This window comes from Pseudomonas sp. B111, from assembly GCF_026428275.1.
Taxonomy (GTDB): Bacteria; Pseudomonadota; Gammaproteobacteria; order Pseudomonadales; family Pseudomonadaceae; genus Pseudomonas; species Pseudomonas aeruginosa.
On sequence record NZ_CP097857.1, the window covers coordinates 2,778,757 to 2,796,230 of the forward strand.

The 17,474-nt window shown below is 68.9% G+C and carries 15 protein-coding genes; 8 read left to right on the top strand and 7 right to left on the bottom strand.

The window, feature by feature from the left end:
• The first annotated feature begins 263 nt into the window (after positions 1–263).
• Both M6E97_RS12840 and bdhA read left to right on the top strand, forming a co-directional pair.
• Entirely contained in the window at positions 264–1,655 is a 1,392-nt protein-coding gene (locus M6E97_RS12840; RefSeq protein WP_003088575.1) for a GntP family permease, read from the top strand.
• A gap of 33 nt (positions 1,656–1,688) precedes the next feature.
• Positions 1,689–2,459: a 3-hydroxybutyrate dehydrogenase gene (gene bdhA, locus M6E97_RS12845; protein ID WP_023097704.1), complete on the top strand. Its 771-nt coding sequence runs from the start codon at positions 1,689–1,691 to the stop codon at positions 2,457–2,459.
• A 190-nt stretch (positions 2,460–2,649) separates the two neighbouring features.
• Here bdhA and M6E97_RS12850 read toward each other — a convergent pair whose 3' ends face one another.
• From M6E97_RS12850 to M6E97_RS12865, 4 genes are all read right to left on the bottom strand, one after another.
• Positions 2,650–4,074 carry a short-chain fatty acid transporter gene (locus M6E97_RS12850; RefSeq protein WP_003088572.1) on the bottom strand — a complete coding sequence of 475 codons (1,425 nt, stop codon included), beginning with the start codon at positions 4,072–4,074 and terminating at the stop codon, positions 2,650–2,652.
• 212 nt (positions 4,075–4,286) lie between these two features.
• Positions 4,287–5,468, bottom strand: a complete 1,182-nt coding sequence (locus M6E97_RS12855) for an acetyl-CoA C-acetyltransferase (protein WP_033939481.1) — start codon at positions 5,466–5,468, stop codon at positions 4,287–4,289.
• A gap of 149 nt (positions 5,469–5,617) precedes the next feature.
• Positions 5,618–6,274, bottom strand: coding sequence for a CoA transferase subunit B (locus M6E97_RS12860; RefSeq protein ID WP_003088567.1), 657 nt, complete (start codon positions 6,272–6,274; stop codon positions 5,618–5,620).
• A gap of 34 nt (positions 6,275–6,308) precedes the next feature.
• Positions 6,309–7,007 (bottom strand): CoA transferase subunit A, encoded by a 699-nt coding sequence (locus M6E97_RS12865; protein ID WP_003088566.1) that lies wholly within the window; start codon positions 7,005–7,007, stop codon positions 6,309–6,311.
• Positions 7,008–7,138: 131 nt separating this feature from the next.
• Between M6E97_RS12865 and M6E97_RS12870 the strand changes: the two genes are divergently transcribed.
• The 6 genes from M6E97_RS12870 (at position 7,139) to M6E97_RS12895 (ending at position 12,686) form a co-directional block, all read left to right on the top strand.
• Entirely contained in the window at positions 7,139–8,059 is a 921-nt protein-coding gene (locus M6E97_RS12870; RefSeq protein WP_003088564.1) for a LysR family transcriptional regulator, read from the top strand.
• Positions 8,060–8,126: 67 nt separating this feature from the next.
• Positions 8,127–10,082, top strand: a complete 1,956-nt coding sequence (locus M6E97_RS12875; RefSeq protein WP_033939482.1) for an acetoacetate--CoA ligase — start codon at positions 8,127–8,129, stop codon at positions 10,080–10,082.
• A 57-nt stretch (positions 10,083–10,139) separates the two neighbouring features.
• Complete coding sequence (locus M6E97_RS12880; RefSeq protein WP_023099661.1) at positions 10,140–10,418, top strand: peptidylprolyl isomerase; 279 nt, start codon at positions 10,140–10,142, stop codon at positions 10,416–10,418.
• A gap of 18 nt (positions 10,419–10,436) precedes the next feature.
• Entirely contained in the window at positions 10,437–10,793 is a 357-nt protein-coding gene (locus M6E97_RS12885) for an MmcQ/YjbR family DNA-binding protein (protein WP_003111913.1), read from the top strand.
• Complete coding sequence (locus M6E97_RS12890) at positions 10,790–11,353, top strand: putative glycolipid-binding domain-containing protein (RefSeq protein ID WP_003132242.1); 564 nt, start codon at positions 10,790–10,792, stop codon at positions 11,351–11,353. Before M6E97_RS12885 ends, M6E97_RS12890 begins: the two co-directional genes overlap by 4 nt.
• A 124-nt stretch (positions 11,354–11,477) precedes the next feature.
• Positions 11,478–12,686 carry an MFS transporter gene (locus M6E97_RS12895; RefSeq protein ID WP_023099663.1) on the top strand — a complete coding sequence of 403 codons (1,209 nt, stop codon included), beginning with the start codon at positions 11,478–11,480 and terminating at the stop codon, positions 12,684–12,686.
• Here M6E97_RS12895 and M6E97_RS12900 read toward each other — a convergent pair.
• From M6E97_RS12900 to M6E97_RS12910, 3 genes are all read right to left on the bottom strand, one after another.
• Positions 12,631–14,415: a NahK/ErcS family hybrid sensor histidine kinase/response regulator gene (locus M6E97_RS12900; protein WP_003139741.1), complete on the bottom strand. Its 1,785-nt coding sequence runs from the start codon at positions 14,413–14,415 to the stop codon at positions 12,631–12,633. The genes M6E97_RS12895 and M6E97_RS12900 overlap by 56 nt on opposite strands.
• Complete coding sequence (gene ercA, locus M6E97_RS12905; RefSeq protein ID WP_003088548.1) at positions 14,399–15,562, bottom strand: alcohol dehydrogenase-like regulatory protein ErcA; 1,164 nt, start codon at positions 15,560–15,562, stop codon at positions 14,399–14,401. The genes M6E97_RS12900 and ercA overlap by 17 nt, the downstream gene beginning before the upstream one ends.
• Before the next feature lie 85 nt (positions 15,563–15,647).
• A complete protein-coding gene (locus M6E97_RS12910; RefSeq protein ID WP_033939484.1) occupies positions 15,648–17,474 on the bottom strand; it encodes an alpha/beta hydrolase family protein in 1,827 nt (608 codons plus the stop codon).

Consider the following 17,474-nt stretch of genomic DNA (forward strand, 5'->3'; position numbering starts at 1 on the left):
GAGACCTGCATAGCCACGGAACTTTCGCTCGATTACGTCTCCATTTTGAGACAACGCTATTCCCCACGCTCCCCTTCGTCTCGCCGCAGCCCGCGAAAACCGCGACTCTGGGGCCTGGCACGGTTATCGCAACGTGCCTTTCCGACGGCCCTGCCCCGTTCCAGGCCGTCACGCCGGTGCCCGCACCGTTCGACAACAAGAAACAGGCCCGGAGCGCCTTCCCCATGCGAAGCGCGCCCCGCAGCGCCGTGGAGATATGCCCGATGAGCGTGATCATCGCCCTTGCCGCCCTGGGCCTGCTGATGCTGGCCGCCTACCGCGGCTACAGCGTCATCCTGTTCGCCCCCCTCGCCGCCCTCGGCGCCGTCCTGCTCACCGATCCCAGCGCGGTCGCGCCGACCTTCACCGGGGTGTTCATGGAGAAGATGGTCGGTTTCATCAAGCTTTACTTCCCGGTTTTCCTGCTTGGCGCGGTGTTCGGCAAGCTGATCGAGCTGGCCGGCTTCTCCCGCTCCATCGTCGCGGCGGCGATCCGCCTGCTCGGCACCCGCCAGGCGATGCTGGTGATCGTACTGGTCTGCGCGCTGCTCACCTACGGCGGCGTCTCGCTGTTCGTGGTGGTGTTCGCGGTCTACCCGTTCGCCGCGGAGATGTTCCGCCAGAGCGACATCCCCAAGCGGTTGATTCCGGCGACCATCGCCCTCGGCGCGTTTTCCTTCACCATGGACGCGCTGCCCGGCACCCCGCAGATCCAGAACATCATCCCCTCGACCTTCTTCGGCACCCACGCCTGGGCCGCGCCCTGGCTCGGCACCCTCGGCGCGCTGTTCGTCTTCGCCGTGGGCATGCTCTACCTGCGACGCCAGGCGAACAAGGCGCGGCGCAACGGCGAAGGCTACGGCAGCGACCTGCGCAACGAGCCGGAGACCGCCGATGACCTGCGCCTGCCGAATCCCTGGCTGGCGCTCTCGCCGCTGGTGCTGGTCGGGGTCGCCAACCTGCTGTTCACCCACTGGATCCCGCAATGGTACGGCCAGGTCCATACCCTGCAACTGGCCGGCATGGCCACGCCGTTGCAGACCGAGGTCGGCAAGCTCACCGCGATCTGGGCAGTGCAGGCGGCCCTGCTGCTGGGCATCCTGCTGGTGCTGGCGAGCGGCTTCGCGGCGATCCGCAGCCGCCTCGCCGAAGGCACCCGCAGCGCGGTGGCCGGCTCGCTGCTGGCGGCGATGAACACCGCCTCGGAATACGGCTTCGGTGCGGTGATCGCCTCGCTGCCGGGCTTCCTGGTGCTGGCCGACGCGCTCAAGAGCATTCCCAATCCGCTGGTCAACGAAGCGATCACCGTCACCCTGCTGGCCGGCATCACCGGTTCCGCGTCGGGCGGCATGAGCATCGCCCTGGCGGCGATGTCCGATACCTTCATCGCCGCCGCCAACGCCGCGCAGATCCCCCTGGAAGTCCTCCACCGGGTCGCCGCCATGGCCAGCGGCGGGATGGATACCCTGCCGCACAACGGCGCGGTGATCACCCTCCTGGCGGTCACCGGCCTGACCCATCGGGAGGCGTACAAGGACATTTTCGGCATTACCCTGATCAAGACCCTGGCGGTGTTCTTCGTCATCGGGCTGTTCTACGCCACCGGCCTGGTCTGATCCGCCCTTTTTTCATCCAGCGGGAGAAACAGCATGACCCTGAAAGGCAAGACCGCCCTGGTCACCGGTTCCACCAGCGGCATCGGCCTGGGCATCGCCCTGAGCCTGGCCGAGGCCGGCGCCGACCTGCTCCTCAACGGCTTCGGTGAGGTCGACGCGGCGCTGGCGCAGGTCCGCGCCCACGGCGTGCGCGCAGAGCACCACCCGGCCGACCTCTCCAGCCCGGAGCAGATCGGCGAACTGATGGCCTTCGCCGAGCGGACCTTCGGCGGCGTCGACATCCTCGTCAACAACGCCGGCATCCAGTACGTGGCGCCGGTGCAGGAATTCCCCATGGAACGCTGGGACGCGATCATCGCGATCAACCTGTCCTCGGTGTTCCATACCACCCGCCTGGCCCTGCCGGGCATGCTCGCGCGCGGCTGGGGGCGGATCGTCAACATCGCCTCGACCCACGGCCTGGTCGCCTCAGCCGGGAAGAGCGCCTACGTCGCCGCCAAGCATGGCGTGCTCGGCCTGACCAAGAGTGTGGCGCTGGAAACGGCGCGCACGCCGGTGACCTGCAACGCCATCTGCCCCGGCTGGGTGCTGACCCCGCTGGTGCAGAAGCAGATCGACGCGCGCATCGCCGAGGGCGTCTCGCCCGAACAGGCGGAACACGACCTGCTGGCGGAAAAGCAACCCTCGCTGGCCTTCGTCACCCCCGAGCAACTCGGCGGACTGACGCTGTTCCTTTGCAGCGAAGCCGCCGACCAGGTGCGCGGCGCGGCCTGGAACATGGATGGCGGCTGGGTGGCGCAGTAGCCGGGGCGGCCAGCCTCTCCCCAGACCCTCTCCCTGAAGGGAGAGGGAACCATCCGGAGTTCGCCCGCCCCATTGCGTAGGGCGGATAACGCCACAGGCGTTATCCGCCGATACCTCGTTTCCCGGCGCGGCTGTCCTCTCCCCAACCTTCTCCCTGAAGGGAGAGGAAGTTATCGGGGGTGGCGATGCGCTACGGCATCACCGGCGGGATGTACGCCAGGGTGCTGCCCAGGGCCCAGAGCAGCACCAGCACCAGCGGGATATGCACCAGCAACTGGACGAACGAGAAGCCGATCAGGTCGCGCGCCTTCAGCCCCAGCACGCCGAGCAACGGCAGCATGTAGAACGGGTTGATCAGGTTCGGCAGCGCTTCGGCGGCGTTGTAGATCTGCACCGCCCAGCCGAGGTGGTATTGCAGCTCGTTGGCTACCTGCATCACGTACGGCGCCTCGATGATCCACTTGCCGCCGCCGGAGGGAATGAAGAAGCCCAGCACCGCCGAGTACACGCCCATCAGCAGCGCGTAGGTGTCGTGGGAGGCGATCTGTACGAAGAAGGTCGAGATATGGTGGGCCAGGGTCTCGCCGTCGCTGCCGTTGACCGTGGTCATGATCGCCGCGATCGAGCCGTACAGCGGGAACTGGATCAGCACCCCGGTGGTGGTCGGCACCGCGCGCGCCACCGCGTCGAGGAAGCTGCGCGGGCGCCAGTGCAGCAACGCGCCGAGCATCAGGAACAGCAGGTTATAGGTGTTCAACCCGGAGATCGCCAGGATCGCCGGCTTGGTCGAGAACTCGTGGACCAGCCAGCCACCGGCCAGCAGTACCAGCAGGATGATCAGCAACGGGCTGTGCTCCAGCCACTCGCCGGGCCGGGTCGGCGCCAGCCTGGCCGGAGCGGTGAAGCTCACGTCGACCCCGCAATCCTTGGCGTCGCGGGCGCTGGCGGCGCTCGGCGCGGTCATGTAGGCGATCACCAGCGAGACCAGGATCAGCGCCAGCAGCATGACCCCGGACTGCCAGAGGAAGATGGTCTCGGTGAACGGGATCACCCCGGTGATCGCCAGGATCGACGGTGGCAGGCTGGCCGGGTTGGCCTGCAACTGCGCGGCCGACGACGACAGGCCCAGCGCCCACACCGCGCCCAGCCCGAGGTAGGCCGCGGCGCCGGCGGCGCGGTAGTCCATGCGCAGGTCGCTGCGGCGCGCCAGGGCGCGTACCAGCAGGCCGCCGAAGACCAGGCTGAGGCCCCAGTTGAGCAGCGAGGCGAGCATCGACACCAGCGCCACCCAGCAGACCGCCGAGCGGCCATTCTTCGGCACCCGCGCGAGCAGGTCGATGAGACGCGAGGCGGGGCCTGAACTGGCCACCACATAGCCGCCGATGACCACGAAGGCCATCTGCATGGTGAATGGGATCAGGCTCCAGAAACCGTCACCGAAGGCTTTCGCCGTGGCGGTCGGTCCGGCGCCCATGGCCAGCGCGGCCAGGCTGACGATGAGGATGGCCAGGGCGGCGAACACCCAGGAGTCGGGAAACCAGCGCTCGGCCCAGTTCGAGCAACGCATGGCAAAGCGCGCGGAGCGGCTTTCTTGGATGGGAAGGATAGCGGTCATCGCGGATTCTCTCGGTTTTATTGTTATTCGGCGACTACGGGGCCGCCTGTGTGTGCTACGGCTCCCTGGGCACCCGGCCGTCCCGAGGGGCGGAACGGTACGGGGCCGGTCGGACGGTCAAGGCCGTCCGCCGCTCGTTCCCTGGACACGAGCGCGCCATGCCCCCGCGAAAGGACATGGCGCGATCACGCCGCGAGCGGCAGGTCGATGGATCAGTCGCGGGCCAGGGTCAGGGCGACGCCCTGCCCGCCACCGATGCACAGGGTGGCGAGGCCCTTCTTCGCGTCGCGACGGATCATCTCGTGCAGCAGGGTCACCAGCACCCGGCAGCCGGACGCGCCGATCGGGTGGCCAAGGGCGATGGCGCCGCCGTTGACGTTGACCCTGACGGCATCCCAGCCCAGTTCCCGGCCCACCGCCAGGGACTGCGCGGCGAAGGCCTCGTTGGCCTCGATCAGGTCCAGTTGCTCCAGGCTCCAGCCGGCCTTGTCGAGCGCGCGACGGGTGGCGGAGACCGGGCCGATGCCCATGATCGCCGGGTCGACCCCGGCGCTGGCGTAGCTGGCGATCCGCGCCAGCACCGGCAGGCCCAGGGCCTTGGCCTTGGCCGCGCTCATCAGCAATACCGCGGCGGCGCCGTCGTTGAGGCTGGAGGCGTTGCCGGCGGTGACGCTGCCGTCCTTCCTGAAGGCCGGCTTGAGCTTGGCCAGGGCCTCGACGGTGGTGCCGGCGCGCGGCTGCTCGTCGGTGTCGAAGCTCAGCGGCTCGCCCTTGCGCTGCGGGACCTGGATCGGCGTGATCTCGTCGCGGAAGCGCCCGCCCTCGATGGCGGCGATGGCCTTCTGCTGCGAAGCGGCGGCGAAGGCGTCCTGCTCCTCGCGGGTCAGGCCGTACTTCTCCGCCAGGTTCTCGGCGGTGATGCCCATGTGGTAGTCGTTGAAGGCGTCCCACAGGCCGTCCTCGATCATGCTGTCGACCAGCTTCGCATGGCCCATGCGCAGGCCGGTGCGGGCGCCGGGCATGACGTAGGGCGCCAGGCTCATGTTCTCCTGGCCGCCGGCGACGATCACCTCGGCGTCGCCGCAGCGAATCGCCTGGGCGCCCAGGTGCAGGGCCTTGAGGCCGGAGCCGCAGACCTTGTTCAGGGTCATGGCCGGCACGCCGACCGGCAGGCCGGCCTTGATCGCCGCCTGGCGCGCCGGATTCTGCCCGGAACCGGCGGTGAGCACCTGGCCGAGGATCACTTCGTCGACCTGGCCGGCATCGAGACCGGTCTGTTCGAGCAGGCGGCGGATCACCGCGGCGCCCAGCTCGGGGGCGGGAATGCCGGCCAGCGAGCCCTGGAAGCTGCCGACGGCGGTACGGGTAGCGGCGACGATGACGACGTCTTGCATGGATGGTTCTCCTGGATTCGCCCGTGGCCGGGCCGAATCGCTGCGGGTGGACGTAGGCGGTGCGACAGCCTCCTATCCTACGCCCTCTGGAAAGGACGGTCCGCGCGGCCGGCGCCTTGCGTGGAGGCGCCGGCCGCGCGGGCCGCGATTCAGAAACTCATTTCCGGCACGTGCTCGGGGACGATCAGCTTGCCGGCGGTCTTCGCCACGATCTCCTCGACGCTGACCCCGGGGGCGCGCTCGCGGAGGATGAAGGCGCCGTCCTCGATCTCCAGGTAGGCCAGGTCGGTGAGCACCTTGCGAATGCAACCGCAACCGGTCAGCGGCAGGGTGCAGTACGGCAGCAGCTTGGACTCGCCGTCCTTGGAGGCGTGGGTCATGGTGACGATGATGTTCTCGGCGCCGGCCACCAGGTCCATGGCGCCGCCCATGCCCTTGACCAGCTTGCCGGGGATCATCCAGGAGGCGATGTTGCCGCGCACGTCCACCTCGAAGGCACCGAGCACGGTGAGGTCGACGTGGCCGCCACGGATCATGGCGAAGGATTGCGCCGAGTCGAAGATCGACGCGCCGACGCGAGCGGTCACGGTCTGCTTGCCGGCGTTGATCATGTCGGCGTCGACTTCCGCCTCGCTGGGGAACGCGCCCATGCCGAGCAGGCCGTTCTCCGACTGGAGCATGACGTCGATGCCCTCCGGCACGTAGTTGGCCACCAGGGTCGGGATGCCGATGCCGAGGTTGACGTAGTAGCCGTCCTTCAATTCGCGCGCCACGCGCTGCGCCATCTGTTCGCGGGTAAGTGCCATCTGGGGAAACCTCTTGTCGTTGTAGCGGCCGCCGTCAGGCGCGCAGCGTGCGTTTCTCGATGCGTTTCTCGAAGCGACCCTGGATGATCCGGTCGACGTAGATGCCGGGGGTGTGGATCTGCGTCGGGTCCAGTTCGCCGGGCTCGACGATCTCCTCCACCTCGACCACCGTGATGCGCCCGGCGGTGGCGACCAGCGGGTTGAAGTTCTGCGCGGTGTGGCGATAGACGACGTTGCCGAAATGGTCGGCCTTCCAGCCCTTGACGATGGCGAAGTCGCCGGTGATGGCCGGCTCGAGGATGTAGTGGCGGCCATTGAACTCGCGCGCCTCCTTGCCCTCGGCGACCGGGGTGCCGTAGCCGGTGGCGGTGAAGAAGGCCGGGATGCCGGCGCCGCCGGCGCGGATCTTCTCGGCCAGCGAGCCTTGCGGGGTCAGTTCGACTTCCAGCTCGCCACTGAGCAGTTGTTGCTCGAACAGGGCGTTCTCGCCGACGTAGGAGGCGATCATCTTGCGGATCTGCCGGTCTTCCAGCAGCACGCCGAGGCCGAAACCGTCGACGCCGCAGTTGTTCGAGACCACCGTGAGGTCCCTGACCCCGCGCCGGCGGATTTCCGCGATCAGGTTCTCGGGAATCCCGCAGAGGCCGAAGCCCCCGGCGAGGACGGTCATGCCGTCGGTCAGGCCTTCGAGGGCCTCTTCGTAACTGCCTACTCGCTTGTCGAGTCCGCTCATGCTGCTGTGCCTCTTCCGGCTCTTGTGATTGTGCGTGCGGCAGTCTGACTGCCGGGTCGCACAGAGCTTCTCCGCTGCGGACTGATTTGTTAAGTTTGTTTTTCCAATCCATTGATGAGAAAAACAAATAAATGACCGTCAAGCAGTTGCGCGCCTTCCTCGCCGTGGCGCAGAGCCTCAGCTTCGCCCAGGCCGGCGAACGCCTGCACCTCTCCCAGCCGGCCCTGAGCCTGGCGATCAAGAGCCTGGAGGAAAGCCTCGGCGGTCCGCTGCTGGAACGTACCACCCGCAGCGTCAGCCTCACCCCCGAGGGCGAGACCCTGCTGCCGCTGGCGCTGCGCCTGCTGGCCGACTGGGACAATACCGAGGAATTGCTGCGCCAGCACTTCACCCTGCAACTGGGCAAGGTCTCCATCGCCGCCATGCCCTCCTTCGCCGGCAACCTGCTGCCGCTGGTCTTGAAGACCTTTCGCGAACGCCACCCGCGGGTCAACGTGGCGGTGCACGACGTGATCAACGAGCAGGTGCTGGAGATGGTCCGCAACCGACGCGTCGAGCTGGGCATCGCCTTCGAGCCGGAGTCCCTGGAAAACCTCGAGTTCACCCCGTTCTACAGCGACCGCTTCGTCGCCGTGGTGCCGACCGGCTCGCCGCTGTCCGGGCAGGAGCGGATCAGTTGGCGCGAACTGCTCGGCGAGCCCTTCATTACCCTGCAACGCCCCTCGGCGGTGCGCCTGCTCCTGGAAGAAAGCGTGGCCGCCGAGCACGGCCGCTTGCCGGTGGCGTTCGAGAGCCACCAACTGGTCACGGTCGGGCGGATGGTCGCCCAGGGACTCGGTGTCAGCGCCGTGCCGACCCTGTGCATCCAGCAGATGCAGGAACTCGGCGCGCGCTGCCTGCCGCTCTACGCGCCGCAGGTGCAGCGACGGGTCGGCCTGCTGCGGCTGAGCGAGCACAAGCTGTCCACCGCCGCCCAGGCCCTCAGCGACGTGCTGCTGCATGGCACCGACTGGCGCTCGCTGGCGCTGCCGCAGGACCAGTCCACGGAGTGAGGCAGGCAGCGGCGGGTCCGGTTATGCTTCCTGCATGTCCCGGAACAACAACAAGGACGGACACGCCATGCCCGCACCGCTCTGGAGCCCTTCCGCCGAACGCATCGCCGCCAGTCGCATGGAGGCCTTCCGGCGCTTCGTCAACCAGCGCCATGCCCTCGGCCTGGTCGACTACCCGGCGCTGCATGCCTGGAGCGTGGAGCGGCGCGAGGCGTTCTGGCAGGCCATCGTCGACTTCTTCGAGGTGCGCTTCCAGCAACCGCCGCGTGCGGTCCTCGAGGAAGGCGCGCAGATGCCCTCGGCGCGCTGGTTCCCCGGCGCCACGCTGAATTTCGCCGAACACCTGCTGCGCCGCCGCGATGATGCCCCGGCGCTGATCGCGGTGAGCGAAGACGGTCGCCGCGAGGTGCTCAGCCACGCCGAACTGGCCCGTCACGTGGCGGGCCTGCAGAAGCGTCTCGCCGCCCTGGGCATAGGCCCCGGCGACCGGGTCGCCGCGCTGATGCCGAACACCTGGCAGACCGTGGTCGGCATGCTCGCCACCGCCAGCCTCGGCGCCACCTGGTCGAGCTGCTCGCCGGACTTCGGCACCCAGGGCGTGATCGACCGCTTCGGCCAGATCGAACCGCGGGTGCTGATCGCCTGCGCCGGCTACCGCTACGCCGGCAAGTCGCTGGACCTGACCGCCAAGCTCAACGAGGTGCTCGCCGGCCTGCCCGGCCTGGAGCAACTGCTGGTGGTGCCCTACGACCGTCCGCAGGCGCAGCCGCAGGACTACCGCTGCCAGGCGCGGGTCGCGCTGTGGGACGGGTTCTACCAGGCCGAGGGCGAGCCGGTCTTCACCCCGGTGCCCTTCGAGCAGCCGCTGTACATCCTCTATTCGTCGGGCACCACCGGGGTACCCAAGTGCATCGTCCATGCCACCGGCGGCGTGCTCCTGCAACATCTCAAGGAGCACGGCCTGCACACCGACCTGGGCGACGGCGACCGGCTGTTCTACTACACCACCTGCGGCTGGATGATGTGGAACTGGCTGGCCTCCGGCCTGGCGGTGGGCGCCAGCCTGGTGCTCTACGACGGCTCGCCGTTCCACCCCGGCCCCGAGCGCCTGCTGGACCTCATCGACGCCGAGGACATCGCCGTGTTCGGCGCCAGCGCCAAGTACCTGGCGGCGCTCGAGAAGGCCGGCGTGCGCCCGCGCCACAGCCACCGCCTGGACAGCCTGAGGACACTGCTCTCCACCGGTTCGCCGCTGGCCCACGAAAGCTTCGACTACGTCTATCGCGAGCTGAAGAGCGACCTCTGCCTGTCGTCGATCTCCGGCGGCACCGACATCGTTTCCTGCTTCGCCATCGGCAACCCGGTGCTGCCGGTGTGGCGCGGCGAACTGCAATGCAAGGCGCTGGGCATGGCCGTGGAAATCTGGGACGACGACGGCCGCCGCCTCGCCAGCGGCAAGGGCGAGCTGGTCTGCACCCGGCATTTCCCGTCGATCCCGCTGGGCTTCTGGAACGACCCGGATGGCTCCAGGTTCCACGACGCCTACTTCGCCAGCTTTCCCGGCGTCTGGGCCCATGGCGACTACGCCGAGGAAACCGCCCACGGCGGGCTGGTCATCCACGGCCGCTCCGACGCGGTGCTCAATCCCGGCGGCGTGCGCATCGGCACCGCGGAAATCTACCGCCAGGTGGAAAAGGTCGAGGAAGTCCTCGAGTCCATCGCCATCGGCCAGGACTGGCAGGGCGATGTGCGTGTGCTGCTGTTCGTCCGCCTGCGCGACGGCGTGCGACTCGACGAGCCGCTGCGCGAACGCATCCGCCAGACCATCCGCGCCAACGCCACGCCGCGCCACGTACCGGCGAAGATCATCCAGGTCGCCGATATCCCGCGCACCCTGAGCGGCAAGATCGTCGAGCTTGCGGTGCGCAACGTGATCCACGGCCGCCCGGTGAAGAACACCGACGCCCTGGCCAACCCGCAGGCGCTGGAGCTTTATCGCGACCTCGCCGAACTGCGCGACTGAAGCCGCGGCGAGCCTGGGCTAGAATGCGCGTTCCGTGCTACCGCAAAAGGTAATCCCATGCCCGTCGCCATGGCCCGCCATATCCTGGTCAAGACCGAAGCCGAGGCCGCCCAACTGAAGCAGCGCCTGGCCAGGGGCGAGGACTTCGCCACGCTGGCGAAGAAGCATTCGACCTGCCCGTCCGGCAAGCGCGGCGGCGACCTCGGCGAGGTGCGTCCGGGGCAGATGGTCAGGTCCATCGACAATGCCATCTTCAGGAAACCCGTGGGCGTGCTCCAGGGTCCGCTGAAGAGCCAGTTCGGCTACCATCTCCTGGAAGTGTATTTCCGCGACTGAACCGCCACCGGAGCGTCCATGACCGCCGACCAGATCGCCGCCTTCTGCCTGCAACTGCCCGGCGCCCGGGAAGACCTCAAGTGGGGTTCGAACCGGGTGTTCTCGGTGGCCGGCAACAAGATGTTCGCCATCCTCGACTTCGTCGACAAGGACGGCGGCCTGGCCTTCAAGGTCGGCAGCGAGCTGTTCCTCGGCTATGTCGACCGCCCCGGCATCCGTCCGGCGCCCTACCTGGCGCGCGCGCACTGGATCGTCATGGCCCGCCCCTACCCGATGAAGGCGGCGGAGTTGCGCGAGGCCCTGGTCCGTTCCCATCAACTGGTGGTGGCGCGCCTGCCCAAGCGCCAGCGCCTCGGTCTGGTACTCGACGCATGAGTCGCGACCGTCTGTACACCTGGGCCGGCCTGTGGCGCTCGCCGTCGTCCAGCTGGGAGGCCCTGCGCCTGGAGGACGACCAGGCGGAAAGCCAGTTGCGCGCGCCGGACGAACGCAGCGGCCTGCCCTACCAATTGGACTACCGGCTGCGCTGGGACGCCGACTGGCATCTGCGTGAGGCGGTGTTCCACGTCGAAAGCGAAACCGGGGTGCGCAAGCTGCACCTGCTCGCCGATGGCCGCGGCCACTGGCAGGACGGCGACGGCGAAGCGCTACCGGCGTTCGACGGTTGCCTGGACATCGATCTCTGGCCAAGCCCCTTCACCAACACCTTCCCGATCCGCCGCCTGGGCCTGGCCGATGGCCAGCGCGCGGAAATCCGCGCGCTCTACATCGAGGCCCCGGCCCTGGAGCCGCGTAGCATGCGCCAGGCATACACCCGCCTGGACGCCAGCCACTACCTCTACGAGAACCTCGAAGGCAGCGCGTTCAAAGCGGTACTGCTGGTGGACGAACAGGGCCTGGTGATCGATTACCCGGGTCTCTTCCAGCGTCTCTGAACGCGCTAGCGCCGGGCACCGCGCGTCGCCGATAGCCCGGCGAATCCGTTAGCCTGCTTTCATTCGTCATCCGCAACGGTCATCATGGCGGACCGCGACAACCCACTGCGACCGCGTTTCCCACATGTCCGTCGATATCCGCCCCACCCCGCCGGCGCAGGACAGCGCCCGGCAAAACGTCACCCTGCAGATCGTCTCGGTGGTGATGTTCACCTTCATCGGCTACCTGACCATCGGCATCCCGCTGGCGGTGCTGCCCGGCTACGTGCACGACGACCTCGGCTACGGCTCGGTGCTGGCCGGCCTGGTGATCAGCCTGCAGTACCTCGCCACCCTGCTCGCCCGGCCCTACGCCGGGCGCGTCATCGACGGCCTCGGGCCGAAGCGCGCGGTGCTCTACGGCATGGCCGGCAGCGCCGCGAGCGGGCTGTTCATGCTGCTCTCGGTGGCGATCCAGGACTGGCCGGCGCTGAGCCTGGCCAGCCTGCTGGTCGGCCGCCTGGTACTCGGCGCGGCGGAAAGCCTGGTCGGCTCGGCGGCGATCGGCTGGGGCATCGGCCGGGTCGGCGCGCCGCACACCGCCAAGGTGATTTCCTGGAACGGCATCGCCAGCTACGGCGCCATCGCCCTCGGGGCGCCGCTAGGGGTGCTGCTGGTGCAGTGGCTGGGGCTGTGGAGCATGGGCGCGTCCATCGTCCTGCTCGGGGCGCTCGGCTTCGCCCTGGCCTGGCCGAAGTTGCCGGCGCCGCTGGTGCACGGCGAGCGACTGCCGTTCCACCATGTGCTCGGCCGGGTCACCCCGCACGGTATGGGCCTGGCGCTGGGGGCGATCGGCTTCGGCACCATCGCCACCTTCATCACCCTTTACTACGCCAGCCGTGGCTGGGCCAACGCAGTGCTTTGCCTGAGTGCCTTCGGCGGTTGCTTCATCGGCGCCCGGCTGTTGTTCGCCAATAGCATCAACCGGCTCGGCGGCTTCCGCGTGGCGATCATCTGCCTCGGCGTCGAAAGCCTCGGCCTGCTGTTGCTGTGGAGCGCGCCGAATCCCTGGGTCGGCCTGGCCGGCGCGGCCCTCACCGGCTTCGGCTTCTCCCTGGTGTTCCCGGCGTTCGGCGTGGAAGCGGTGAACCTGGTACCGGCTTCCAACCGTGGCGCGGCGCTGGGCGCCTACTCGCTGTTCGTCGACCTGTCGCTGGGCATCACCGGGCCGCTGGTGGGCTTCGTCGCCAACCTGTTCGGCTTCCGCTCGATGTTCCTCTTCGCCTGCCTGGCCTCGCTCAGCGGGCTGGCCCTGGCCATTGCGCTGCACCGACGCAGCCGCCGGCCGGGCTAGGACCTGCACCTTCTCCGGCGCCGCGGGGAGCGCCCTGGGCCTCGCCGAGCAAGGCGCTTAGCGCCGCGCGCAACTTGCCGGGCTTCAGCGGCTTGTTGAGCAGCGGCACGCCCAGGCGGGCCAGCGCGCGGCGGCAATCGTCGCTGCGGTCGGCGGTGATCATCACCGCGGCGATCTCCGCGCCGTAGTCCTCGCGCAAGGCGCCCAGCAACTGGCAACCGGTAGCGCCGTGGTCCAGGTGGTAGTCGACCAGGATCGCATCCGGCGCGCGGCCATCGAGCGCCTTGCGCGCGCCTTCCAGGTCGGTGGCGGTAAGCACCTCGCAGCCCCACTGGCCGAGCAGCGCGGACATGCTGAAGAGAATCTCGGTCTCGTTGTCCACCACCAGCAGCCGCCGTCCCGGCAGCGGATCGCCGGCCGAAAGCCGCGCAGTCGCCTCGCCGGGCACTGGCCGCGCCGGCTTGCGGACCAGCGGCACCTCGATGGCGAACAGCGAGCCTCGGCCTGGAGTCGAATGCACCTCGATGCGGTAGCCGAGGATGCCGGCGATACGGTCGACGATGGCCAGCCCGAGTCCGACGCCACGGCGCTCGGAAGCGCGCCCGGCGTCCAGTTGGTTGAACTCGAGGAAGATCGCCTGCAACTGGTCGGCGGGGATGCCCCGGCCAGTGTCCCACACCTCCAGGCGTACCTTGCCGCCACGCCGGCGCGCGCCCAGCAGCACGCTGCCGCGCTCGGTGTAGCGGCAGGCGTTGCTGAGCAAGTTGCGCAGGATCCGCGACAGCAGGCGCGCGTCGGTGCGCACTGCCAGTCGTGGGATCCGCGCACGCAGGGCCAGGCCGGCGGCACGCGCGACTTCCTCGAACTCCGAGGCCAGCGGAGCGAGCAGTTCGTCGAGGGAATAGTCGTCCAGGTCCGGACGGATCGCGCTCTGGTCGAGCCGGGCGATTTCCAGCAGGTCGGTGAGCAAGGTCTCGGCGCCTTCCAGGGCCAGGTGGGTGCGCTCCACCAGTTGCAGTTCGGCGGCCGGCAGGCCCCGTTCGCGCAGGGTGTCGACCAGCAGCCGCGCCGCGTTGAGCGGTTGCAGCAGGTCGTGGCTGGCGGCGGCGAGGTACTTGTCCTTGCTGTGGTTGGCGGCTTCGGCGGCGTCGCGCGCCTGGCGCAACTGGCGGTTGAGCTCTTCCAGCTCGTGGGTGCGCTCGGCTACCCGCCGCTCCAGCTCCTCGTTCATGGTCTGCAGGCGCTGCTGGGCCTGGACCCGCTCGGTGATGTCGGCGACAAAACCTTCGACCAATTCTTCCTCGTCGTGCCTGAGCAGCAGGTTCATCAATACCTCGATGTGACTGCCGTCCCTGCGCCAGAGGCGCGTCTCGTAGCCGAACAGGCCGCCGCGCTCGCGCAGCAGCGCGCGGATCCGTCGCATCTCGGCCTCGCCGCCGACGAAAAGTTGCCCGGCCATGTCCTCCAGCGACCAGAGCACCTGTTGCGGATCGTCGTAGCCGAGCATCTGCGCCAGCGCCGGATTGGCGGCGCGCAGCCCCTGGCCGAGGCTGGCCTGGAAGATGCCGTGCACCGCGTGCTCGAACAGCCATTTGTAGCGGTTGCGCTCGGCCTCCAGCTCCTCCAGGCGCGCCAGCAGCTCCGGGTAGTGGCTCTTGCGCGCGGAGTGGCTGCCCAGGCCGAGCAACCCGGCCAGGGCCTCCTGCTGCTGCTCAGAGGGCCTCGCCATAGACCACCTCGACATCGCGCTGGCTCGACTCGCGCGGGTTGGTAAGGATGCACGGGTCCTGCATCGCGTGGCGCGAGAGGAAAGGAATGTCGGAGCTGCCGACCCCGTGCAGGGCGAGGCTCTCGTGGAAACCCACGGCGTGCTTGAAGGCGATCAGGTGGTCCACCAGGCGCTGGCGGACCTGCCCCTGGGTCAGACCGCGGCAATCGATGCCGAAGGTCTCGGCGATCACCTTGAAGCGTTCCGGCGCGGCGCTGTAGTTGAACGCCACCACGTGTTCGACCAGCGCCGCGTTGCACAGGCCGTGGGGCAGGTCGAGATAGCCGCCGAGGCTGTGCGACATGGCATGCACCGCGCCGAGGATGGCGTTGGAGAAGGCCAGCCCGGCCTGCATGCTCCCGAGCATGATCTTCTCGCGCAGGGCGATGTCGCCGGGATTGGCGATCATCTGTACCAGATTGCCATCGATCAGGCGCATCGCTTCCAGCGCGTGGGGATCGGTCAGCGGCCCGTGGCCGGTGGAGACGAACGCCTCGATGGCGTGTACCAGTGCATCGATGCCGGTACAGGCCGAAAGGAAGGGATCCATGGTCAACGTGGTTTCCGGGTCGATCAGCGAGACGTCAGGCACCACCGCCTTGCTCACCACGGAGAACTTCATGCGCTCGTCCTGGTTGGAAATGATCACGAACTGCGAGACGTCCGCCGAAGTCCCGGCGGTGGTCGGGATCAGGATCAGCGGCGGACTCGGCACCCGCAGCCGGTCGACGCCTTCGAACTCGAGGATGCTGCGGCCATGGGCGGCGACGATGCCGATGCCCTTGGCGCAATCCATCGGGCTGCCGCCGCCCACCGCGACGATCACGTTGCAGCCCTCGCTGCGATAGAACTCGGCGCCGAGCATCACCTCGTCGACCCGGGGGTTGGGCGAAACGTCGGTATACAGACAATAGTCGATGCCCTGCCCCTCCAGGCTTGCCTGGATATCGGCGACCCAGCCGGCGGCGAGCACGCCGGGGTCGGAGACCAGCAGGACCTTGCGCGCACCGAAGGTCTTCACGTAGTTGGCGACGCTGTGCCGGCAGCCGGCGCCGAAGATGATCTCGGGCGAGACGAATTTACGCAGTTGGCTGAGGTCGTGGCTCATCTGACAGACCATTCTTATTGTTATCGGACATTGCCGGCAGCCTACTGCATTCGTCGGTTATTGCAATGCGACCTTGGCGGCCCTTTCAATCCTCCAGCAGGCCCAGGTAGAAGCGCCATTCCGCCAGCAGCGCATGGGCGCGATTGGCCGGCTGGCGGAAACCGTGGCGCTCCTGCGGATAGCGGTGGCACTCCACGCGCACGCCGCTGCGCCGCAGGCCGGCGACCATCGCCTCGGTCTGCTCCGGCACCACCACCGCGTCGAGCCCGCCCTGGAAGAACACTACCGGCGCGCGGATACGCCCGACCTGAAGCACCGGGCTGCGCACCAGGTAGCGACGGCGCTGGCGCAGCGGGTCGCCAATCAGCCAGTCGAGGTAGTCACCCTCGAACTTGTGGGTGCAACGCGCCAGTGCCAACGGATCGCTGACCCCATAGAGACTGGCGCCGCCGCGCAGGCCATCGAGGCAAGCCAGGGCGCGCAACGCGCTGTAGCCTCCGGCGCTGGCGCCACGGACGAAGACCCGGGCGCGGTCGATCCGTCCCTCCGCGTCCAGCCGCGCCAGCGCGGCCTCGATATCGCGCAACTCCAGGCGCCCCCACTGGCCGCGCAAGCGCTGCCGATAGGCGCGGCCGTAGCCGCTGCTGCCCCGGTAGTTCAGCGCCGCCACGGCGAAACCGCGCTGGGTCCAGAATTGCAGGCCGGCATCGAACGCCGGCGAATGCATCGAGGTCGGTCCGCCATGCAGCCACACCAGCAGCGGCGCTGGTCGTCGGGGATCGACGCGGCGGCGGGCATTGCGCGGCGGATAGAAGAAACCGTGGCCGTTTTCGCCGTTGCCCAGCCCATAGACGAAGGCCTGCGGATGCGACAGGTCATCCTCCGCCAGCGGTCGCTCGCCGCCACGCAGCACCTCGACGCGCAGGTCGTCGCGGTGGATCGCCAGCAGCGCCGGCAGGCGTCCGGCCGCCGCCGCGATGCAGTAGAACGCCCGGGCATCCGCGGCCAGTCCGGCGAACCGGTTCCAGTCCGCGGCCAGGCGCCGCTCGCTGCCGTCCGCTTCGCGCAGGAACAGTTGCCCGCCGCCGACCTCGACGCGACTGAGCAGCAGCCTTCCCTCTCCCAGCGGCAGGTAGCTGCAAGCGCCCAATTGCCAGGGCGCGCCAGCGTGGTCGGCATCGGCGAAGCGGCCGGCCAACGCGACCTCGGCGCAGGGACGCCACCAGCCGTCGCGGTCGCTCAGCCAGTGAAGGCGGCCGGCGGGATCGAAGCGTGGTTGCTGGATCGACTCGCCGCCTCCGGCTCCGGCCAGGCAGCGCGTACGCCCATTCTCCGCCAGGCCCAGGCGGGTCTCGGTCCAGGGCTGGTGCGGACGGTCCCATTCGATCCAGGCCAGCCGCCGCCCCTGGCCGGCGGCACGCGGCGCGGCGTAGAAATCGGCGCCCTCGACCAGCACCCGGCGCGCGCCATCGGCGTCCAGGCGCACGATGCGATGCACGACCCCGGTCGGCCCATGGCTCTCTTCCACCGCCAGCAGGGCATCCCAGGCATCGACGTAGGCCAGGTCGCCGTAGCGACACTGCGCCCCGCCGCCCAGCACTTGGGCTGCGCGGCCCGCTCGCCAGCGGCGTACCTGCTGGTCGGTTTCGTCGACCCAGGCCAGCCCGTCGAGCGTCACGCAGCAGGCGCCGCCGCCGTACTCGTAGACCCGGCTGCGCACCGAGCCGTCCGGCGCGGTGGGCTCCTCCAGCACGCCGTCGCGCCACAGGTACAGGCGCGAGCGCGCGCTGGCCGGATCGAATTCCACCCAGGCCAGCCCGCCATGGGCCGCCTTCAGCTCGCTGAAATCGCGCCCGGCGGCTACCGCGCGCTCGGCGCTCCAGTCGCTCGGCCAGTCGCCGTAGTCGACCAT